This is a genomic window from bacterium (genome assembly GCA_004322275.1).
GTDB lineage: Bacteria > Desulfobacterota > Deferrisomatia > Deferrisomatales > BM512 > SCTA01.
Genome location: SCTA01000040.1, coordinates 97,589 through 117,653 on the forward strand (window position 1 = coordinate 97,589; position 20,065 = coordinate 117,653).

16 protein-coding genes are annotated in these 20,065 nt (G+C 59.3%); 9 read left to right on the forward strand and 7 right to left on the reverse strand.

Going from position 1 to position 20,065, the window contains the following annotated elements; genetic code table 11:
- Window positions 1-34: 34 nt before the first annotated feature.
- On the reverse strand, window positions 35-1,690 hold the full coding sequence (gene ilvD, locus EPN96_12155) for a dihydroxy-acid dehydratase (protein ID TAL15723.1): 1,656 nt from the start codon (window positions 1,688-1,690) through the stop codon (window positions 35-37).
- Between the two features lie 274 nt (window positions 1,691-1,964).
- On the opposite strand from ilvD, the gene EPN96_12160 reads away from it, so the two are divergent.
- From EPN96_12160 to EPN96_12175, 4 genes are all read left to right on the forward strand, one after another.
- Window positions 1,965-3,557 carry an L-aspartate oxidase gene (locus tag EPN96_12160; GenBank protein TAL15724.1) on the forward strand — a complete coding sequence of 531 codons (1,593 nt, stop codon included), beginning with the start codon at window positions 1,965-1,967 and terminating at the stop codon, window positions 3,555-3,557.
- An 89-nt stretch (window positions 3,558-3,646) separates the two neighbouring features.
- On the forward strand, window positions 3,647-5,179 hold the full coding sequence (locus EPN96_12165; GenBank protein ID TAL15725.1) for a diguanylate cyclase: 1,533 nt from the start codon (window positions 3,647-3,649) through the stop codon (window positions 5,177-5,179).
- An 86-nt stretch (window positions 5,180-5,265) separates the two neighbouring features.
- Entirely contained in the window at window positions 5,266-6,795 is a 1,530-nt protein-coding gene (locus EPN96_12170; GenBank protein ID TAL15726.1) for a diguanylate cyclase, read from the forward strand.
- Window positions 6,796-7,049: 254 nt separating this feature from the next.
- The gene (locus tag EPN96_12175) at window positions 7,050-7,232 is read left to right on the forward strand and encodes a hypothetical protein (GenBank protein ID TAL15727.1); all 183 of its coding nucleotides are present in this window, start codon (window positions 7,050-7,052) and stop codon (window positions 7,230-7,232) included.
- 61 nt (window positions 7,233-7,293) lie between these two features.
- Here the strand turns inward: EPN96_12175 and EPN96_12180 are convergent, their stop codons facing one another.
- From EPN96_12180 to EPN96_12195, 4 genes are read right to left on the reverse strand one after another with little or no spacing between them, the layout of a single operon-like run.
- Window positions 7,294-8,280: a methyltransferase domain-containing protein gene (locus EPN96_12180; GenBank protein ID TAL15728.1), complete on the reverse strand. Its 987-nt coding sequence runs from the start codon at window positions 8,278-8,280 to the stop codon at window positions 7,294-7,296.
- Between the two features lie 15 nt (window positions 8,281-8,295).
- Window positions 8,296-8,508: a hypothetical protein gene (locus EPN96_12185; protein TAL15729.1), complete on the reverse strand. Its 213-nt coding sequence runs from the start codon at window positions 8,506-8,508 to the stop codon at window positions 8,296-8,298.
- A 33-nt stretch (window positions 8,509-8,541) separates the two neighbouring features.
- A complete protein-coding gene (locus tag EPN96_12190) occupies window positions 8,542-9,075 on the reverse strand; it encodes a hypothetical protein (GenBank protein ID TAL15730.1) in 534 nt (177 codons plus the stop codon).
- A gap of 3 nt (window positions 9,076-9,078) precedes the next feature.
- Window positions 9,079-9,690 (reverse strand): hypothetical protein, encoded by a 612-nt coding sequence (locus EPN96_12195; protein TAL15731.1) that lies wholly within the window; start codon window positions 9,688-9,690, stop codon window positions 9,079-9,081.
- An 89-nt stretch (window positions 9,691-9,779) separates the two neighbouring features.
- Between EPN96_12195 and EPN96_12200 the strand changes: the two genes are divergently transcribed.
- The gene (locus EPN96_12200) at window positions 9,780-10,427 is read left to right on the forward strand and encodes a lysine transporter LysE (GenBank protein ID TAL15732.1); all 648 of its coding nucleotides are present in this window, start codon (window positions 9,780-9,782) and stop codon (window positions 10,425-10,427) included.
- 22 nt (window positions 10,428-10,449) lie between these two features.
- On the opposite strand, the gene EPN96_12205 is transcribed toward EPN96_12200, so the two are convergent.
- Both EPN96_12205 and mqnB read right to left on the reverse strand, forming a co-directional pair.
- Window positions 10,450-11,322, reverse strand: a complete 873-nt coding sequence (locus EPN96_12205; GenBank protein ID TAL15733.1) for a 1,4-dihydroxy-6-naphthoate synthase — start codon at window positions 11,320-11,322, stop codon at window positions 10,450-10,452.
- Complete coding sequence (mqnB, locus tag EPN96_12210) at window positions 11,319-12,062, reverse strand: futalosine hydrolase (protein TAL15734.1); 744 nt, start codon at window positions 12,060-12,062, stop codon at window positions 11,319-11,321. Before mqnB ends, EPN96_12205 begins: the two co-directional genes overlap by 4 nt.
- Window positions 12,063-12,189: 127 nt before the next feature.
- Here mqnB and EPN96_12215 point away from each other — a divergent pair, with 127 nt between their 5' ends.
- From EPN96_12215 to nadC, 4 genes are all read left to right on the forward strand, one after another.
- Complete coding sequence (locus EPN96_12215) at window positions 12,190-13,212, forward strand: deoxyguanosinetriphosphate triphosphohydrolase (protein TAL15735.1); 1,023 nt, start codon at window positions 12,190-12,192, stop codon at window positions 13,210-13,212.
- An 80-nt stretch (window positions 13,213-13,292) separates the two neighbouring features.
- Window positions 13,293-16,193: a hypothetical protein gene (locus tag EPN96_12220; protein TAL15736.1), complete on the forward strand. Its 2,901-nt coding sequence runs from the start codon at window positions 13,293-13,295 to the stop codon at window positions 16,191-16,193.
- 341 nt (window positions 16,194-16,534) lie between these two features.
- Window positions 16,535-19,210: a valine--tRNA ligase gene (locus EPN96_12225; GenBank protein ID TAL15737.1), complete on the forward strand. Its 2,676-nt coding sequence runs from the start codon at window positions 16,535-16,537 to the stop codon at window positions 19,208-19,210.
- Window positions 19,210-20,058: a carboxylating nicotinate-nucleotide diphosphorylase gene (gene nadC / locus EPN96_12230; protein ID TAL15738.1), complete on the forward strand. Its 849-nt coding sequence runs from the start codon at window positions 19,210-19,212 to the stop codon at window positions 20,056-20,058. The genes EPN96_12225 and nadC overlap by 1 nt, the downstream gene beginning before the upstream one ends.
- Window positions 20,059-20,065: the final 7 nt, after the last annotated feature.

Genomic DNA, 20,065 nt, shown 5'->3' on the forward strand with positions numbered 1-20,065 from the left:
TTGGTTATCTGGCTGATTCTCTTTAAGGTCTGAATCAGCCCTCCAAAACGGCGCCCGTATTTGCCGATGTTACAAGCCGGGCATAGCGGGCCAGCCAACCGGAAAGCTTTTTGGGCGCCGGGGCGGACCACTGTGCCCTCCTTAGCGCCAGCTCTCCGTCGTCTACAAGGAGGCTAAGCCGCCTCGCTGGAATGTCGAGCTCTATAAGGTCGCCGTCGCGGACAAGCGCTATGACTCCGCCCGCCGCCGCCTCCGGACTCACGTGGCCGATGCAGGGGCCTCTGGTTCCGCCGCTGAAGCGGCCGTCGGTGACGAGCGCCACCGAATCGCCCAGCCCCATCCCCATCAGCGCCGAGGTGGGCGCGAGCATCTCGCGCATGCCGGGGCCGCCCCTCGGGCCTTCGTAGCGTATGACGAGAAAGTCGCCCGCCTTGACCTTTCCGCCCATGACGGCGGCCATGGCGTCCTCCTCCGAATCGAAGCAGACTGCCTTGCCCTTGAACTTCATCATCGCTTCGCTTACGCCGGATTGCTTCACCACCGCGCCGTCGCCCGCGAGATTGCCCTTGAGAATGGCGATACCGCCCTCCTTGCGGACGGGGTCGTCAACGGTGCGGATGACCTCCGCGTCCAGCCACTCCACCGAGGACGCCACGCTCTTCACGCTGCGCCCCGAAACGGCTGGCCCTTCCGCGAGGGTGTCCGCGAACCTGGACATGACTGCGGGTATGCCTCCGGCGATGTCGAGGTCCTCCATGAAGAACTCGCCCGCCGGGCGCATCGAGCATATCTGCGGAGTGGTCCGCGAAAGCTCGTCGAAGCGGTCCATCGAAAGTTCGTAACCCGTCTCTCGCGCAATGGCGCAGAGGTGGAGGATGGTATTGGAGGAGCCGCCGAGCGCCAGGTCCACCTTTATCGCGTTGTCGAAAGCGCCGGGAACCATAATCTTGCGCGGGGTTACGTCTTGCTTGACCAGCTCGACCACTCTAGCGCCGCTCGCGAAGGCTATGTGGCGCTTTTTGGCGCTCACCGCCAGCGCAGTGGCGCAGCCGGGGAGGCTCATGCCGATGGCCTCGGTAAGGCAGGCCATCGTGTTCGCGGTGTAAAGCCCCTGGCAGGAGCCGCAGCCGGGACAAGCCTCGTCCTCGCAGGCGGTAAGCTCGGCCTCGGAAATCTCCCCGGCCTTTCGCTTCGCCATCGCCTCGAAGGTGTCGCGGACGAAGGAGAGCCTTCTTCCCCGGAGTTTTCCCGAGAGCATCGGCCCGGCGGAGACGACAATCGCGGGTATATCGAGCCGCGCAGCCGCCATCAGCATTCCGGGGGTAATCTTGTCGCAGTTGGTAAGGAGAACGAGCCCGTCCAGGGCGTGGGAGCGGGAGACCGTCTCCACCATGTCGGCGATAAGCTCGCGGCTGGGGAGGCTGTAGCGCATCCCCTCGTGGCCCATCGCAATGCCGTCGCAGACGCCGGGAATGCCGAAGAGGAAAGGATAGCCGCCGCCGGTGTGAACGCCCTTTTCTATGTAGCGCTCAAGGTCGCGCATCGAGACGTGACCGGCGATCAGGTCGGTGAAGCTCGAAGCGATGCCAATCATCGGCTTGCCGAATTCGCTTCGGGGCATGCCCGAGCCCTGGAGCAGCGCCCTGGTGGGAGCCCTTTCTAATCCTTCAAGAATCCTGGAACTTTTCACTTCGCCTCTATCCGGTAAAAATTGAAATCGGGAATAAAAACCTCTTCAAGCCTACATGTTATTCGGGGATATTGTGTGCGTCAACCCGTTAAATCAAGAAAAAAATTCGCAAGTCCGTATCACCAAAAGATTTTTCGCGCAGTCAAACCCCGGCGGCCTTGACAGGCGGGTCAAAAGGAGCGATAAAAGCCTCCAGGAGCCTGTTGAAAAACGGCTGCGACGTTTCAACAACCTCTTGAACTCCCCGAAAATCCTTCACTAAACCGGAAAGCGAATGAAAAGTTTCGATTTTATCGTCATCGGAAGCGGCATAGCCGGCCTTTCCTTCGCGCTTGAAGCCGCCGAACACGGCACTGTGGCGATTATTACGAAAAAAGACCGCGTCGAATCCTCCACCAACTACGCACAGGGGGGCATCGCCGCCGTCTTCAACGAGGAGGACTCCTTCGAGAGCCACGTTTCCGACACCCTCAACGCCGGTGACGGGCTCTGCCACGAGGAGGTGGTCCGCTTCGTGGTCGAGCACGGCCCCGCGGCGATCGAAAGACTTTTGAAGTGGGGGGTCAACTTTTCAAGAAGCGAGCTAAACCCCGCCGAATTCGACCTAGGCCGCGAAGGCGGCCACACGAGGAGGAGAATCCTTCACGCCAAAGACTCTACCGGCAAAGAGGTCGAGCGGGCTCTCATCGATTCCGCCAAACACAGTCCGAACATACATTTTTTCGACAACCACTACGCCGTGGACCTTCTCGTCCGCCGCCCTCCGGAAGGGGAACCCTTCTGCTTCGGGGCATACATACTGCACACCGGCGGAGAGATAGAGCCCTTCACCGCCCGCGCCACCGTGCTGGCGACAGGCGGAGCGGGCAAGGTCTATCTCTACACCTCAAACCCCGACATCGCCACCGGCGACGGCGTCGCAATGGCTTACCGCGCCGGGGCCGAGGTCGGCAACATGGAGTTCATGCAGTTTCACCCCACCTGCCTCTACCACCCCTACGCGAAGAACTTCCTCATCAGCGAAGCGGTGCGCGGAGAGGGAGGGATACTGAAACTCGCCGATGGCTCCACCTTCATGGAGCGCTACCACAAGATGGCGAGCCTCGCCCCGAGGGACATCGTCGCCCGCGCCATCGACGCCGAGATAAAGCGCACCGGCAGCGACTGCGCCTTTCTGGACATCACCTTTCTCGACCCCGGCTTCATACGCCAGCGCTTTCCGGCCATCTACGCGAAGTGCCTGGAATTCGACATAGACATAACGAAAGACCCCATCCCCGTCGTCCCCGCCGCCCACTACCTGTGCGGCGGAATAATGACCGGCCTTACGGGCAAAACCACGCTCGACGGCCTCTACGCCATCGGCGAGGTCGCCTGCACCGGCCTTCACGGGGCCAACCGCCTCGCCTCCAACAGCCTCCTCGAAGCGGTCGTCTTCTCGAAGACAGCCGTGGAGGACGCCATAGCGAGGGTCAAGTCCAACGGCGGCATGAGGATACCCGCGCCCGACCCCTGGGACTACAGCGGGACCTCCGACAGCGACGAGGAGGTCGTCATTACCCAGAACTGGGACGAGATACGCAGATTCATGTGGAACTACGTCGGCATCGTCCGCTCGGACAAGAGGCTTGAGAGGGCCAAGAAGCGTATCGACCTTCTGATGGAGGAGATTGACGACTACTACAAGCACTTTCGCGTTACGGGGAATCTTATCGAGCTTCGCAACCTGGCGCTTGTCGCCAGACTCATGATCCATTGCGCGAGAGAGCGGAAGGAGAGCCGGGGGCTCCACTTCAACATAGATCATCCGGAAAAAGACAACGCGGCATGGCTTAGGGACACCGTCACGCGAAAAAGGATGACCTGACGGAATTCCACTGTTTTTTGGGGATTATTTGCGGATTGAATAAATAATAATAATATTCTGCTCATCATCCTTCCTCCGTGGAGGCGCAGATGATCAGACTGAGAGTTCTGGCTCCAGTTGCGGTTGTACTAACGATCCTTGCTTTTATCACCGCAGCCGCGGGTTACATGGTTCACCGCAGATGGATATATCACGACGCCCGGGAACTGGCCACGTTCTACACCCGGGTTTTCGACGTCTACGTCGATGGCAGAAAAGTCGCCCTGACGGGTTTTCTGGATGTAATCAAAGACGATCCGGAGCTACAGAAAGCCTGGCTGGCAAAGGACAGGGACCTCCTTCTGAAACGCTCCCTCCTGCTCGAAGACAAAGTCAAATATAACTTTAAAATCACCCACTTTTACTTTCACGACCCGGAGCGGCGGAATTTTCTCCGCGTCTACGATCCGCCGCGCCACGGTGATATCGTGGACAGAATCTCCCTCCTCCAGGCGGAAAAGACGGGCAAGACGACCAGCGGCATCGAGACGGGCTCTCTGGGCTCCCTGACCCTGAGGGTCGTCCTTCCCTGGGTAATAGACGGAAAAATCGCCGGATACATCGAGGCCGGGGACGACATCAGCGAGGTCATTCGGCCCGTCGACGACGACAACAAGGCCGAGACGCTGATAGTGGTGGAAAAGGGCAACGTAACGAGGGAGAGGTGGGAACGGGGGATGAAAGTCTTCGGCCATTCCCGCCCATACGATTTCTTTCCGAACCTTCTCGTGGCCGCCTCGACGCTGAAGGTGCTTCCGGAAAAACTGAAGACCTGTTTCAACCACCCGGGGGAGGACAAGCCCCACGAGCACAGGATTACCATCGGTGACGAAAAGTTTTACGTGGCCTCCTCCCCCATAAAAGGCTTTTTTCAATCGAAAGTCGGAGAGTTCGCTGTCCTCCGGAACGTTACATCCGAAGAACGGGACATGTTCAATCTCCTCAAGATACTGGTTGTCGGCTACACCCTGGGCGGGGGTTTGCTGACGATACTTTTCAGCGTTTATCTCAGGCGTATCGACAAAAAACTGGAAGCGTCGCAAAAGGCCCTTGAGGATATGGCCGTTCACGACCCGCTTACGGGGCTTTACAACCGGGCAAAGATGGTCGATTTCATGAAGCACCAGTTCGCGATGCAGACAAGAGACAACGCCCCCATAAGCGTAGTGATGCTGGACCTCGACTTTTTCAAAAAAGTCAACGACCTTCACGGCCATCAGGCCGGCGACGCGGTGCTAAGTGAGACCGCTAAAAGGCTGACAGAGATCGCTCGCGAAACCGATCTGGTGTCTCGCCACGGCGGAGAGGAATTTCTCTTCGTGCTGCCCCAGACCGGCATGGAGGGAGCCTTGAGTCTCGCCGAGCGGGCAAGGAGGAAGATAGAGAGCAAGGAGTTCCCGACCGACGTTGAAGGAAAAACCCTCAAGGTAACGGCCTCCTTCGGCGTCTCCGAGAAAACCAAAGACGACGATTTCACCATCGAGCAGCTCATCGAACATGCCGACAAGGCTCTCTACCGGGCGAAAACTTCCGGCAGAAACAGGGTTTGCGCAATGGAAAAGCAGGTTAAGGAGAGTACCTGATTTTTAGGATACGCAGGGCCGTCGCGGTTTGCCAAACACGTAATTTATAATAGTCTTTGGTTGTCCCCCTTCCACGCGGAGCGCAGATGATCAGACTACGGGTTTTGCTCCCGGTTACGATTACCCTCGCCGTCCTCTCGGTCTTCCCGATAACTTCCGGGTCCATGGTTTATCGCAAAATGATCTATCACGAAGCCGAAGAGGCCGCCATCAACCGCGCCAACCTCTACCGCTTCTACGCCGAGAAAAGCACCGCGGGCATCACCGCCTTTTTAAAGGTCATAAAAGACGATTGCGAACTTCGCGAGGCGTGGCTTTCGCGCGACCGGCAGCGCCTTCTGGAGCGGGGCCGGGAGATACAGGAAGTTGTCAGGGTTCCGCTGAGGCTGACGCACTTTTATTTCATCGAACCGGACGGCGTCTGTTACCTCCGGGTTCACAATCCCTCTCTCTACGGGGACAAGATTGAAAGATATTCATTCCTGGATGCGCAGAAAACGGGTGAAACGTCTAGCGGGTCGGAACCGGGGCCTCTGGGGACACTGACGCTCAGGGTGGTCCTTCCGTGGGTCATCGACGGCAATACGGTTGGTTACATCGAAGGCGGAGAAGACCTCGACCAGATCGTCAAACCGGATCCGGCGCACCATAAGGGAATCACTCTGGTTCTGTCGAAGAAAACCTCGGTGACAAAGGAGAGTTACGAAGCGGGTTCAAAACTCTTTTCAAGAACCTACCCCTACGACTATTTCGCGAACCGGGTCGTCATGGCCGCTTCCGTAAACGATCTCCCCGGCGAATTGCCGAAATTATACTCTCCGCCGGAGGAGTATTCGGAACAGGATTTCGAGTTACGGATCGGAGACAAAAAATATCTCACCGTCGTCAGCGTAATCAAAGACAAACGGGAAGAACCGCTTGGGGAGATAATGGTCCTGACCGACATCTCGGAGGAATGGGCCGCCCTTCGCCGGTACTTTTATACCATGCTGGGAATCTTCGCCTTCGGCGGAACCGCGCTTACCCTCATCTTCAGCGCCTACCTCAGAAGAATCGACAAAAAGCTCGACGTCTCCAGAAAAAGTCTTCAGGAACTGGCGACCCGCGACACGCTCACCGGGCTTTACAACCGCTCCAGGATGACCTCCTTCATGAAGTACCAGCTGGCCATGCAGACCCGCTACAAGACCCCGATAAGCATCGTGATGATGGACCTCGACTTTTTCAAGAAGATCAACGACCTTCACGGCCACCGGGCGGGCGACGCAGTGCTGAAAGAGGCGGCGAAACGGCTGCTTGAGTGCGCCCGCGGAACCGACCTCGTGGTTCGCTACGGAGGAGAGGAATTTCTCGTCGTCCTTCCGCAGACCGGCATCGAGGGGGCAAGAAACTCCGCGGAGAGGCTCAGGGAGAAAATGGAGGAAAAAGAATTTCCGACCGACGTGGAAGGGAAAACCGTCAAGGTAACGGCCTCCTTCGGCGTCTCCGAAAAGACCAGTGACGACGACTTCACCATCGAGCAGTTCATCGAATACGCCGACAAAGCCCTCTACCGGGCGAAAACCTCGGGCAGAAACAAGGTCTGCACGATGGAAAAAATGGGAAGCGAGTGGTAGAATCGGCCGGACAAATGACGCTAAACAGTTTTTTGTTGAAAATCGGTAGGATCGGGATATTTTTACGGTAACCTTTTACTGTGAAACTCATCTTTTAATTATTGGCTCTACCTTCAACGCAAGAGGATTAAGTAATGATCGAAATCACTCAAAAAGCTGAAGAGATGCTCCTCAAGGCCATCGAGGGCCAGGGAGAGAATCTCACGGTAAGGCTCTATCAGGCCGGAGTTGGCTGAGGAGGCCCCTCTTGGGGCATGGCTCTGGACGAGCCAAAGGAAAACGACGAGATCGTAAAGTACAGCGGTTTCTCGGTAGCCGCCGACAAAGAGCTTCTCAAGCAGACCGGCGGAGTAAAGGTCGATTACCTGAGCGGCCCCTTCCGCAAGGGCTTCAGTATCAAATCAGCGGCCGATACCTGCGGAAGCTGCAGCTGCTGAAAAGCTTTAAGTAAATTAAAAAAGCCCGTCAACGACGGGCTTTTTTGTGTCTTTATATCAGCTATTTCGTTGCTAAAAGCAGCCTGCTCGGGGAGCCGGGAATGGTTATCCTCTCCGTAGGAACAAGCCCCGCAACCTTCATGCAATTTTCCAGTTCGGCGAAACTGTAGCTCCTGCCGGAGCATGTCGCCGCGAGCATGTGGACCCCGAAGAGCGCCGAGGAAAGAGGCGAGGTCTTGCCGTCGTCGAGAAAGTGCTCGTGAACCGCCAGAACTCCCCCGCTTGAGAGCGCCCCGGCGCAGAGGGTTATCACCTTTTCCACCTCCGCCTCGCCCAGCATGTGAAGAACCTGGCTGGCGAAGATGAGGTCGTAAGGGCCGCCGAGGCCGTCCTTGCCGAAATCGCCCTCTATGAAATTTACCCGCTCGGCGCCGGGTTTTCCTTCGACGAATTTTCTGGCGACCTTCGAGGTTCTGGAAAGGTCGAAGTGAAAGACCTTCGCGCCGGGAGCCCGCGCCGCGAAAGCCAGCGCGTAGTTTCCGGGGCCGCCGCCGAGGTCGAGCACCGCCTTTTTGTCCGGAAGAGGCAGCAGCGCGGCGATTTTCGGGGCTATCTCCCTCGTTATGTTCTCCATGCCGAGGATGAAATCGCTTAGCGCCTCTTCGTCCGAGGGCAGCACGTCTTCTTTTCGCAAACATTTGGCGCTGCCGGAGCGCCAGGTTTTTTCAAGGTCCGCCCAGTCCTGCCACCCGGCGTTTATGTGGTTCATAATCGCCCCTTTGTAGTCGGGAGAACGTTTCACGAAAAATCGCGCCGAGCTTTCAGAATTTTTGTAAAGCTCGCCCTCTTTCTCAATAAAGCCGAGGGCGACAAGAGCGTTCGCGGAGATTTCGGTCGCCCGCGAGTCGAGCCCCAAAGCGGAGGATATCTCCCCCGCGCTCTTTTGCCCCTCCGAAAGCGTCTCGAAGAGCCCCACCTTTACCGCCGTGAGAAGCAGCTTCGCGGGCTGGTAGCCGGAGGCAAGTTTTCGTATTTCGTCGAAGTTCACGCCCCTGCCCTTTCGTCACCTTTCAAGAAAGAATTTGGCGGCCAGAACTACCGTTGGAGTCAGATGGAAGACGAGGTCGAAGATGTCCAGAGGCCTTTTCAAAGTGCCGGAGAAGAGCATTCTGGTCTTTTCGACCAGATGCGGCTCCGGGAAAAAGGGAGCCAGGGCCGCGAAAATAGCCAGCGGTATCAGCAGCGAGTATGGAATCTGCACGATAAATTCCTTCACTCCAAACGCCTCCCTTCCTCAACAAGGTACTTCTTACCTGCCCTCTTTCCGCGAAATCCACAGGGTCATCGCGGGCAGCTCCGTCTTCTCCCAGCCGCCGCCGACGCGCATTTTCGCGTATTCGGCGTAAAGTCCGTCTATGACGTCCAGGCACTCGCGGATGTGGCCAAGGCGCACGAGAATCGTACCCTCCACCGGGTCATCCTCCTCGTCGGGGAGTACGGCGGGAATCTTCATCCCCTTCACGTCGAAGGTCGCCCCGCTGAGGGTGAAAGACCACTCGAAATCCCCCTTCCGGAGGCCGAAGCGGGCGCTGGTGACCTTCTTGCCCACCGAAAGCCCTGCGGCGGCTTCGGCGGACTGGGAAACGTCGCCGGAGCGCAGGATGTTTTCCTTCGACTCGGATTCGAGGGATTCGAGCACCAGCATATCGTCAACCCAGAGCGATATCTCGCCGATCCCCTCGACGCTCAGCCCCTTTTCCTCCGTCTCCGCCCGAAACCAGAGCCAGGTAAGAAACTCGTGGCCCCAGAAGGCCTTTTCCTCTATTGCTTTAAGTACGTCCATAGCTTACCTCGAAGGGGCGAATTGTGAAGAGATTACCCCGGCCAGACTCTTTTCGTCGCCGGTGGCGCGAAGGGCCAGAGCGTAGGGGAAGAGGGGACGGAGCTTTACGTTGAAGGTCTTCTCGAAGAGGGTCTGGAAGGTTCCCGAGACGTTTTCGGAGCAGGCGAAGAGGTAGACCTCGCCTTTCCCCAGATCCCAGCTCATCTCGATCGACCTGATGGTCGGCAGGGCGCGGGCGGATAGCTTCTGCTTGACGATGTCCTTCACCTCCTGCCGCTCGTGGCGGGAGAGCTTTTCGCGCCCCTCGCGCTCCTTTATCGACTTCTCCAGAAGCTCGCACTCGCGCTTGAAGATGACTCCGGGGATGCGCCTTACGTCTATGCGCATGGAAAGGTTGATGGTATCCCCTATCAGCCAGCGGTCGGGGGTCGGCCCGCTAAGGAAGATGTCGTCTACAGCGACCCAGCCCACCGCTTCCTCGCGGGGGTCGTTATCCGTGAAATCCTCGAAACCGTGGTTTTTAATCTTCTCGTAAAAGTCGTTGCGCAAATCTCCGGGCAGGGCGCCTGAAACCTCGTAGCGCCGTATCCGTATCGTTCCCGTCAAAAGGGCCATTTTTTCACTCCGGTATTTTGTAAATTGAAGAACCTGATATAAAACCCAAAAAGTGGCCGTGTCAATCGCAGGTGTGGTAGCTTTATAAAATGACTCCCCAGAATTCCCTATCGCTCGTTTTCGCCAGCTCCTTCGTCCTCGCCCTCTCGGGGGCGATGATGCCGGGGCCCACGCTCGCGGTGACGATTCGCGAATCGGCGAGGCGCGGCTTCTGGGCCGGGCCGCTGGTAACGGCGGGCCACGGTCTGGTGGAGATACTGGTCGTAATCGCCATCTTCGCCGGTCTGGGAAAGTTCTTTCAGGAGAGATACTTCATAGGGACCGTGGGTGTAGTGGGAGGGGCCGCGCTGGTCTCCATGGCCATAGGCGGCTTTCGCGAGCTTCCCCGCCTGACCCTCTCCTTCGCCGACGGAGAGGGAGAAAGCCAGAGCCCCTTCAAGGCAGGAATGGTCACCTCGGTCACGAACCCCTACTTCATCGTATGGTGGGCCACCGCCGGGCTTTCCGGGATGACTCTCGCCTCCGGGGCCGGAGCGCTTGCCCCGGTTACTTTCTTCACCGGCCACATCCTCGGCGACCTCGCCTGGTACGCCTTCGTCTCCGCCCTCGTCCACCACGGCCGGAGCGTGCTTACCGACAAACGCTACAGGATACTCGCCGGGACGATGGGAGCGGTGCTCTTCATCTTCGGTTCGATATTTTTCGTCTGGGGTGGAATGAAGCTGGCCGGAGTTTAAATGTAGGATGCGTTACGCTTCGCTAACGCATCCTACGAAACTTTGAAGCTGGCGGGGGTTCAGCTTTAAGCGCGAAAACCTCCCCCTCCCATTCCCGTATCAACCCCAGCTTCCTCTGCCTGGACAGCAGTTCGAGAACGGCCTTTTCCCCCTCTTCCCCGAGGTCCCTTGAAAATTCGTTGACGTAAAGCGCGATATGGCGGGCGGTCACCTCGTCGTCAAGCTCCTGCGCGTTTTCGCGGACGTATTCTGCGACCTCTTTGGGGTGGCTCCTGCCGTAGTCGAGGGACTTTCTGAGCAGTTCTTCGACGTGGAGAGGGTCGAGACCCGAATCGCGCCGCAGGAGTATCGCCCCGAGGGGTATCGGCGCTCCGGTCGTGCGCTCCCACCACTCGCCGAGGTCTTCTACCGCTGTGAGTCCCCTGCCCTCGTAGGTGAAGCGCCCTTCGTGGATTATCACGCCCGAGGCGACTTCGCCCCGCTCTATCGCCTCCATAATCTCGCAAAAGACCATCGGGACGCCGGTGAAACGCCCGCCGAGGCGCAGGGAAAGGAGGAGGTGCGCGGTGGTGTTCTCGCCGGGATGGGCGATGGGGAGGGCGGCAAGTTCCGCCGCCGTCTTCTCCCCCTTCGACACCCACAGCGGGCCGCAGCCTCTTCCGAGAGCGCCGCCGGAGCGTAGGCACCAGTAATCCGGCAAAACCTTGCCGAGTACGGCGTAGCTGGCCTTGGTCATGGGAAGCTCGCCCGAAAGGGACATACGGTTGAGTGTCTCCACGTCCTCCAGAACCGGCTCGAAAACTATCTCCCCGGTGTCGATGAGACCGTGGACAAGGGCAAAGAACTGCACGGTGTCGTTCGGACAGGGTGAGAAGCCGAAACGGACCCTTTTCATCTGCGCTCCGCCTCCAGCTTGACGAGAAACCCCTTCGCCCCCCTTCCCGCAGCCTTTATCGCTTCTTTCAGCTTCCACGCCGAAAGGTCGCGCGGCCCCGCCATGTTGGAGATGCCCCTGATTTCGGCGAAGGGTATCCCCTCCTCCATCGCCACCTGCGCGGCGGCATAGCCCTCCATGTTTTCGCAGATGGCCCCGTAAAGCTCCTCCATCAGGCGCGCCCTTTTTTCCGTAGCGGTGACGGTGGAGGAGGTTACGAAGGGGCCTTCGGCGGCGTTGCAGAATTCGCAGGAACTCAGGAGCAGCGACCTTGCGTGGCTTTTGGAAAGGGGGATAAAGAAATTAAGGTTCGCGCCCGGCAGCCGCACCCTCGGCACCAGAATCGGCCTCGGCTGAATCTCCGGGGGTATCGGCTCGACCCCCCAGTCCGCATCCACCTCGGTGGTGGCGACGGCGATGTCGCCGGGGAAAAGGCCGCTGGAGGGGTACGCCCCCCCTATTCCGACCGAGAGGATGAGGCGCGGCGTCAGCCCGGACAGAACCCGCCCCAGAGCGTAGGCGGTGTTGACCTGGCCGGGGCCGGTGACGCAAAAGTCCACCACAAGCCTCCCCAGCCGGGTTTCGCAAAAGGGGGGCAAGTCGCCGGCCCAGGAAAGCTCGTCCGGGGTGGCCGCGATGACGAGGACGTCGGGGTCCATTCCGGTGCCGCCCGCGTCGGTTGTAACGACCTTGAGATTCAAGTCTGACACTCCTTTTGAGACTTCGTTTACGGGTTTTGAGCGGCTTTTGCGAGAATACCACGCTCCGCCTTCCCCCTAAAGCCATAATGCTGGAAAAAGCGAGCGAAATCATGTAAGTTGCGTTTTCATGCCGGGTACAATAAGAGAACGGCTTGAAGCCGAAGAGGAAATAAAGCTCCACAGGAGAGCGGCGCGTTCGCTGGGCACCGCCGGGAGGCGGCGCGAGGAGGAGCCTTGCGCCATCCGTCTCGCCTGGCAGGTTGACCGCGACCGGATACTGCATTCCAAATCCTTCAGGCGGCTCAGCCAGAAAACCCAGGTCTTCCTCGCCCCCGCCGGGGATCACTACCGCACCCGTCTGACCCACACCCTCGAAGTCAGCCAGATAGCCAGAACCATAGCGAGCGCACTGGGGCTGAACGAAAATCTCACCGAGGCGGTAGCCCTCGGCCACGATCTGGGCCACACCCCCTTCGGCCACGCCGGAGAGAGCGTGCTGAACAGGCTCAGCCCGAGCGGCTTTCACCACGCGAAGCAATCCCTTCGCGTCGTGGACCTGCTCGAACGCGACGGCAAGGGACTGAACCTGACGAAGGAGGTCAGGGAGGGGATAGCGGGCCACTCCAAGGGCAAGGGGGAAATAATGGAGCGATTCGGAACCCTGGAATCCCAGGTAGTCCGCGTCGCGGACCTCGCCGCCTATCTGAATCACGATCTTGACGACGCTCTTCGCGCCGGAGTGGTAAAATCAACAGAGGTACCTGAAAGGGTCCGGACGCGCCTCGGGGACACCCACGGCTCGCGCATCTCGTCGATAGTGACCGACGTAATCGGAACCACAATCGGCAATGATTACGACTGCATCTCGATTACCGGGGAGATGAACGATATTCTGGTGGAATTTCGCGCTTTCCTTTATGATCGGGTGTACGATAATCCCGAGGTCCACAAGGATTTTGTCAAGGCGATAAAGCTTCTCGAAGAGCTTTACGGCTATTACCGGGAAAACCCCGAGTCCTTGCCCGATTACGCAAAATACGATGCGCCGCCAGAGAAGCGCATCACGGATTTCATAGCTGGAATGACCGACAGGTTCGCGCTGACCCTGTACGAGTCGATTTTCATGCCAAAGCCCTGGAAAGTGTTGTAATTTAGGAGCTTAACCGTATCCGGCGGCAGTAACGGCCCTTTTGGGCGACTGCGTTAAATCACTGGCACAGGAGTGTAACGATGGCCAAACGCCTTCTCGTCCTTGACCCCGAGGCAAAGTTTTCGTCAATCGCCTCGGTCGCGCTGAAGTCCGCCGGTTGGGAGACCTCTACGGCAAAGACTTTCGATGAGGCCCGCGAGTTGGTGATAGCGATAGCCCCGGACGCGATGCTTTGCCCGAACGTCGTCGAGGGGATGGACGAAGCCACCATCGTGAAGGATATCCGCGCACAAAGAAACGGCTCGGCGCTGCCGATTATTCTCCTCGGAGCTAAATCCCACTTCGGGCCGCACACCTATCTGACCCCCACCCCTCTCTCGGCTTCCGCCTTGTCCATACTTATCACCAAAATCGAGACCCGGCGCGAGGACATGGGCTTACAGGTGGAAAATTTCGATCAGGCCTTCGACTCCATCATGCAGGACAGGCCGGTCGCCCCGGTTGAGAAAAAAGTCCTCAAACTCGAAGGCGAGGCGAGACCCTCCGAGCCCAGGACCGAAGCGCCCCCGGCAGAGAAAAAGAGCGTCGAACCCTCTGCTCCCGCCGCCAAACCCGCTCCGCCGCTGCCCGTGCATCTCTCCGAGCCCGAAACCTGGGTGATAAAAAAACCGGCCTCCGCTTCCTCCGAACCGGTGCTCCGGCTTGAGGAAGCCTGGATAGTCACGGCGAAAGAGTTCGAGCCCGGCCTCGAAGCGTACCGTCTAGACGTGAAAAAACAGCCTTCCTCTCCCCCGAAATTCGGTCTCGCGAAAGCAGCCCCGGCGGCTGAGGAAGTTGCCCCCGCTGCCGCAGCCGCAACCGCCGCCGCGGCTGTTGCAGCCGCCGAACCGGCAGTCCGCGAAAAAGCCGCCTCCACGGGTGAGCTCAAGTCCTTCTTCGGAAAAATCGACGAAAGCTCCCTTGAAGAGGGCGGCGTCGAAGAGTTGGAACTCGGCGAACCGGTCGAAACGGCTGCTCCGGCAGAACCCCGGCCCCTTGCCGTGATTGCTCCCTCAAGCGCCCCCGCGCCGACTCCGGCGGAGGAATCCGATATGGAGACCGACCTGTCGGAGGGCCTTGAGGAGTCCTTTGAATTCGAGGAATTCGAGGCAGTGAGTTCCGCGCCGCCCCCAGAGGAAGCGAAAGAGGAGGAGCCCGCGCCGGAAGCGAAAACTCCCGAGCCCGAGCCCGTTTCCCTTGAAAGCGAAATCCGCCTCGAAGAAGAAGCCCCCTCCATTGGGGATCTCGAAAAGATATTTCAGGAGATGTACCCCGCCGCCGGAAAAAGAGAAGAGGGCGCGGCCGGAGAAGAGAGTTTTGACGAAGCCAGGGCGCTGGAACTTCTCGACTCCCATCTCGAAGCCTCCTTCGGAACCCCGAAGCCCTCGCCCCAGCCCGAGGCTGCCGCCGAACCCGTGAAGGAAGAACTTTTCGTCGGGGAGGAAGAGGAGCTTGCCCTCGCGGAACCGGTGGAGGAACTTCAGGCAGTAGCCGGGGAAGCCGTCGCGGAAGAAGCTCCGGAGGAAAAGGAAGTTGCTCCCCTTCTGATCGCCCGGCCCGCCGAAGAGGCCGGAGCCGAAGAGTTTGCGGAGCAGGTTGATAACATCGAGGAAGAAGCCCCCTCCGGGGAACTCGAATATCTCCTTGAAACTACGGCCGTTGAGGCAGCTCCCGAAACAGGGGAACCCGCGCCTCCCTCTGCGGAAGAAGCGGAGGTCATCGAGGAAGACGTCGAGATGCTTCCCGCCGTTTTATCTCCTGAAGTCCGGCTCGAACTGGAATCCTACTTCAAGGGTCCGGATACGGAGGAGCCGGAGGAAGAAAAAGCCGCTGAAACCGGAGTTGCCGAAGAACAGGTTGCCCTGGAATCACCGGAAGAAGAGGCGGAGAGGTTCGTTTCCATCTCGGAGGAGCCCGAAGAACCCTTCGAGCTTGAATCCCCCGCTGAGGCGACGCTTTACGCAGGGGCCGAGGCGGCGGGAATCGAGTCTCTGGACTCGGGAGAACCCTCCTTCGGCGAAATAGAGCTTGAGCCGCCCCTGGCCGCCCTAGCCGTGGAGACGCCAGCCGGGGAAGAGGAAATATCCGCCGGGGAAGCTCTTGCCGAAGAGATTCTCGCCGCAGAAGCGCCCGCCGAAGAAGAACTTGCGGAAGAGTTCTTCGAGGAAGAGGAAGTTGCCGAAGAAGCAAAGGCCGCCGGGGAACAAAAACAGGCAGCCAGCGACTTCTTCGACTTCGCCTCGATCGAGGAGGAGCTGTCGGAGGGAGCGGCTGAAACCGCCGCCGTGGAGGAACCGCCCGCTACGGCGCCTCCCGCTCTTGAGGAATTTGAATTCTCCTCCGTGGAAGAGGAGCTTTCCGGAGAGCCTTCCGGTATCGCCGAATCTCTGCTGGCTGAGGCGGCCTCGGTTGCACAAGAGAAGCCTCTTTCGGAGCAGACCTTCGACTTCGCCGCCGCCGAAACCGAGGTGAAGGTCCCGGTTGAGGTCCTTTCAGGACCGTCCGCGGTTCTCGTCGAGGATTTCGATTTTGAAACCGCCGAGGAGGAACTTACCCTGCCCGTTGAGGAACTCTTTCCGGTTCCGGCCAAAGAGCCGGAATTGGCCGTAGCGGGAGACGGTCATCCGACGGACACCCATGAGCTCGATTTCGACGAACTGGACGGGGTTCTCGGCGAGCTTGAGGAATTCACCCCCTCTCTGGACGTGAGAGGCGGGTTCTCCTTTGAACCGGTGGAAGCTGTCAGCGGCACGCAGGAAACGGACGGGGCAGCCGCCCAGCCCTGGAAAAAAGCGGCCGCCCTCGCCGCCGAAGCCGCCTCGAAGTCGATCGCCGATTCCGGGGTCGCCTCCTCACTGAATTCCGGCGAGCTGGCGGAGATTATCAGAAAAGCGGTGGAAAAAGCCGTCGAGGAGTCTATGGGCGGCGCCTCCGGGAAGTAACGGCAAAAAAACGGATTACCTGTGCGTTTTGCGCTGCCTTGAAGTAAATTCAGAGCGGTTTTAAGGGCTTGTCCGTAAATAGGCCTTTCGGAAATCGCGCCGGATTTTGAGTTCGATTTTGTCGCGAAGATTGATCAAAACCGCAGGCGTAGTTGTTCTACGTCGAGGTTTTGCGATTGATGAGCGGCAAAAGCGGGCCAAAAGCCGGATGCGAGAACGAAGGTTTTATTTACGGACAAGCCCTGAATAACGCCTCGGGTACAGGCCTGCCTGCATGGGCGCATTGAGCGCACCGGCGGGCCGTTCCCCGGCGTCTTTTTGTTTTAATCAGAGGATTTGACATGTCTAACCCGGGCAAGATCGAAGGAACCTACTCCCCCCGCGACTTTGAAGAAAAGTGGTACGCGCGGTGGCTGGAGAAGAAGTATTTTCACGCCGATGAAAAGAGCGCAAAGCCGCCCTTCTCGATAGTGATACCCCCTCCCAACGTCACCGGCATTCTCCACATGGGCCACGCGCTTAACAATACCCTTCAGGACGTGATGACCCGCTACAAGCGCATGGACGGCTTCGAGGCTCTCTGGATGCCCGGCACCGACCACGCCGGTATCGCCACACAGAATGTGGTGGAGCGGAGGCTCCGCGAGGAGGGAAAGACCAGGGAAGACCTCGGCCGCGAGAAGTTCATCGAGCGCGTCTGGGAATGGCGCGGCGATTACGGCGGCACCATCGTAAAGCAGCTCAAGCGCCTCGGTGCCTCCTGCGACTGGGACCGCGAGCGCTTCACCATGGACGAGGGGCTTTCCCGCGCCGTCCGCGAGGTCTTCTGTACCCTCTACGAGGAGGGGCTGATCTACAAGGGCAGCTACATCATCAACTGGTGCCCCCGCTGCAAGACCGCGCTGGCCGACGACGAGGTGGATCACGAGGAGACGAAGGGGAACCTCTGGAATCTCAAATATCCCCTCGAAGACGGCTCGGGCTTCGTAGTCGTAGCAACCACGCGCCCCGAGACGATGCTGGGCGACACCGCCGTGGCCGTACACCCCGACGACGAACGTTACAAAGCGCTCGTGGGCAAGTACGTGATCCTGCCCGTAATCGGGCGGCGCATCCCCATCATTGCCGATTCCTTCGTAGACCCCGCTTTCGGTTCCGGCGCGGTCAAGGTCACACCGGCCCACGACCCTAACGACTTTAGCTGCGGACACCGCCACAACCTCGAATTCATCAGGGTGATAGGCGAAGACGGCTTCATGACCGCCGAGGCGGGCCCCTACGCGGGGATGGACCGTTACGAGTGCCGCGAGCGCCTCGTCGCAGCCCTGACCATCGACGAAGTCCTCGTCTCCACGCAGGAACATCAGAACGCCGTCGGCTGCTGCTACCGCTGCCGCACCGTCATAGAGCCCCTCATCTCCGAGCAGTGGTTCGTCAAGGTCGCCCCCCTCGCCCAAAAGGCCGTGGAAGCCGTCCAAAACGGCGATACCCGCATCATCCCCGACCACTGGAAGAAGACCTATTACCACTGGATGGAGAACATAAGGGACTGGTGCATCTCCCGGCAGATCTGGTGGGGCCACAGGATACCGGCTTTCGTCTGCCCCGAATGCAAGGAGATGACGGTCTCCCGCACGGACATAGACACCTGCCCCAAATGCGGCCACAAGGGACTTGAGCAGGAGCACGACGTTCTCGACACCTGGTTCAGCTCCGCCCTCTGGCCCTTCTCGACGATGGGGTGGCCCGAAGAGACCGATACCCTCAAAAAATTCTACCCGACGAGCCTTCTGGTCACCGGTTTCGACATCCTCTTCTTCTGGGTCGCCAGAATGATGATGATGGGCATCTGGTTCCGCAAGGAGGTCCCCTTCCGCGACGTCTACCTCCACGCCCTCCTCCGGGACGAGCAGGGGCGCAAGATGTCGAAGTCTCTGGGGAACTCCCTCGACCCCATCGAGCTCATCGACGAATTCGGCGCGGACGTGCTTCGCTTCACCCTCGTCGCCTTTGCGGCGCAGGGCCGCGACATACGCCTCTCGAAGGGCCGCTTCGAGGGCTACTACCGCTTCGCCAACAAGATATGGAACGCCGCGCGCTTCATCTTCATGAACCTGGAAGATTTCGACCCCAAAGCCGCCGAGGTTCCCTTCGAGAAGCTTTCCTCCTCCGACAGGTGGATACTGGGGCGCTTCGACGAGGCCGCCGCCAGGGTGCGCGAGGCCCTCGACAATTACTACTTCAACGAGGCCGCGAGCGAGGTCTACAAATTCCTCTGGAACGAGCTTTGCGACTGGTACGTGGAGATGGCGAAACGCCCCCTCTACTCGAAGGACAACCCGGAGGGAAAACTCGGAGCCCAGCAGACCCTTATCCGCGTCTTCGACGGAACCATGCGCCTCCTCCACCCCTTCATGCCCTTCCTCAGCGAGGAACTCTGGCAGAAGCTCCCCTGGCCCTCATACATGGGCGTCCGCGAGGAGAGCCTGGTCATAGCCGCCTTCCCCAAACCCGGCGGCATGAAGGTTGACCCGAAGGCGATGGAGCGCATCGAGATGGTGAAGGAGGTGGTCAGCGCCGTCAGGAACATACGCGGCGAGATGAACGTCCCTCCCTCTAAAAAGATCGAGGTTATTATTCAGGGAGAGTCCTCCCTGACCGTGCTTCTGGAAAACGAGCTGGAGATACTGCTGGCCCTTGCCTCCTCCGGGAAAATCGGCTTCATACCTCCGGGAGCGCAAAAGCCCAAACAGTGCGCCGCCGCCGTCGCCGCCGGGTTCGAGATCTTCGTGCCGCTCGCGGGCCTCGTGGACCTCGCCGAGGAGGAAAAGCGGCTTTGCAAGGAGATCGACAAACTCGGAGCCGACCTCGCCAAGGTCGAAGGAAAGCTCTCGAATCCCAGCTTCGTCGATAAAGCGCCCGAGGAGGTAGTCGCCAAGGAGCGCGGCAGGGCCGCCGAGCTAAGCGAGAACATCGCCAAGCTCTGCGCCAACCTGAGGCGCATACGGGGAGAGTGATGGGATTTCCTTTTCAGGAAGCCGACCGGGTTATTCGGGCAGCCCTTACAGAGGACATCGGCCCCGGCGACGTTACAACGCTTTCGACCGTGCCGGAGAAGACGCGCGCGACCGCTTTTCTGGTCGCGAAGGAAGACCTTCGCCTCGCTGGGCTTCGCGGATTCACACGGGTCTTCGAGCTTCTTGACCCTTGCGGCGTGACCTTCACCCTTCATAAAAAAGACGGCGACGAGGTACTGAGCGGCGAGACGATTCTCGAAGCCGAAGGGCCCGCGCGAATACTCCTCACCGGAGAACGGGTCGCGCTGAACCTCCTCCAGCGCCTCTGCGGCATTGCGACCATGACCTCGAAGTGGGTTAAAGAACTGGAGGGAACCGGCGCAAAACTCGCGGACACCAGAAAGACTACTCCGGGGTTTCGCGCCCTCGAAAAGTACGCGGTGAGGGTCGGCGGAGGGGTAAATCACAGGTTCGGCCTCTTCGACGGGGTGCTCATCAAGGAAAACCACATCCGCGCCTCCGGCTCCATAACCAACGCAGTAAAATCAGCCCGGCAAAGCGCTCACCACCTCCTCAAAATCGAAGTCGAGGTGACGAACCTGGACGAGCTGCGCGAAGCGCTTTTTGCAGGGGCCGACGCGGTGCTGCTGGACAACATGGACCTTCCGACGATGGCGGAGGCGGTTGCAATCGCGAAGGGAAAGGCTCTGGTCGAGGCTTCGGGGGGAATGAGCCTGCCAAGACTTCGTGAGGTGGCCGAAACCGGCGTGGACATCATCTCTGCGGGCGCGCTCACCCACTCCGCCCCCGCCTCCGACCTCTCCCTGCTCTTTAAAACCGGAAACTGACGGCGGA

Excerpts from the sequence above, each read along its gene's own strand:
- EPN96_12160 (TAL15724.1), top strand. The coding sequence starts at position 1,965 with ATGAAAAGTTTCGATTTTATCGTCATCGGAAGCGGCATAGCCGGCCTT.
- EPN96_12165 (TAL15725.1), top strand. The coding sequence starts at position 3,647 with ATGATCAGACTGAGAGTTCTGGCTCCAGTTGCGGTTGTACTAACGATC.
- EPN96_12170 (TAL15726.1), top strand. The coding sequence starts at position 5,266 with ATGATCAGACTACGGGTTTTGCTCCCGGTTACGATTACCCTCGCCGTC.
- EPN96_12175 (TAL15727.1), top strand. The coding sequence starts at position 7,050 with ATGGCTCTGGACGAGCCAAAGGAAAACGACGAGATCGTAAAGTACAGC.
- EPN96_12190 (TAL15730.1), bottom strand. The coding sequence starts at position 9,075 with ATGGACGTACTTAAAGCAATAGAGGAAAAGGCCTTCTGGGGCCACGAG.
- EPN96_12195 (TAL15731.1), bottom strand. The coding sequence starts at position 9,690 with ATGGCCCTTTTGACGGGAACGATACGGATACGGCGCTACGAGGTTTCA.
- EPN96_12200 (TAL15732.1), top strand. The coding sequence starts at position 9,780 with ATGACTCCCCAGAATTCCCTATCGCTCGTTTTCGCCAGCTCCTTCGTC.
- EPN96_12205 (TAL15733.1), bottom strand. The coding sequence starts at position 11,322 with ATGAAAAGGGTCCGTTTCGGCTTCTCACCCTGTCCGAACGACACCGTG.
- EPN96_12215 (TAL15735.1), top strand. The coding sequence starts at position 12,190 with ATGCCGGGTACAATAAGAGAACGGCTTGAAGCCGAAGAGGAAATAAAG.
- EPN96_12220 (TAL15736.1), top strand. The coding sequence starts at position 13,293 with ATGGCCAAACGCCTTCTCGTCCTTGACCCCGAGGCAAAGTTTTCGTCA.
- EPN96_12225 (TAL15737.1), top strand. The coding sequence starts at position 16,535 with ATGTCTAACCCGGGCAAGATCGAAGGAACCTACTCCCCCCGCGACTTT.
- nadC (TAL15738.1), top strand. The coding sequence starts at position 19,210 with ATGGGATTTCCTTTTCAGGAAGCCGACCGGGTTATTCGGGCAGCCCTT.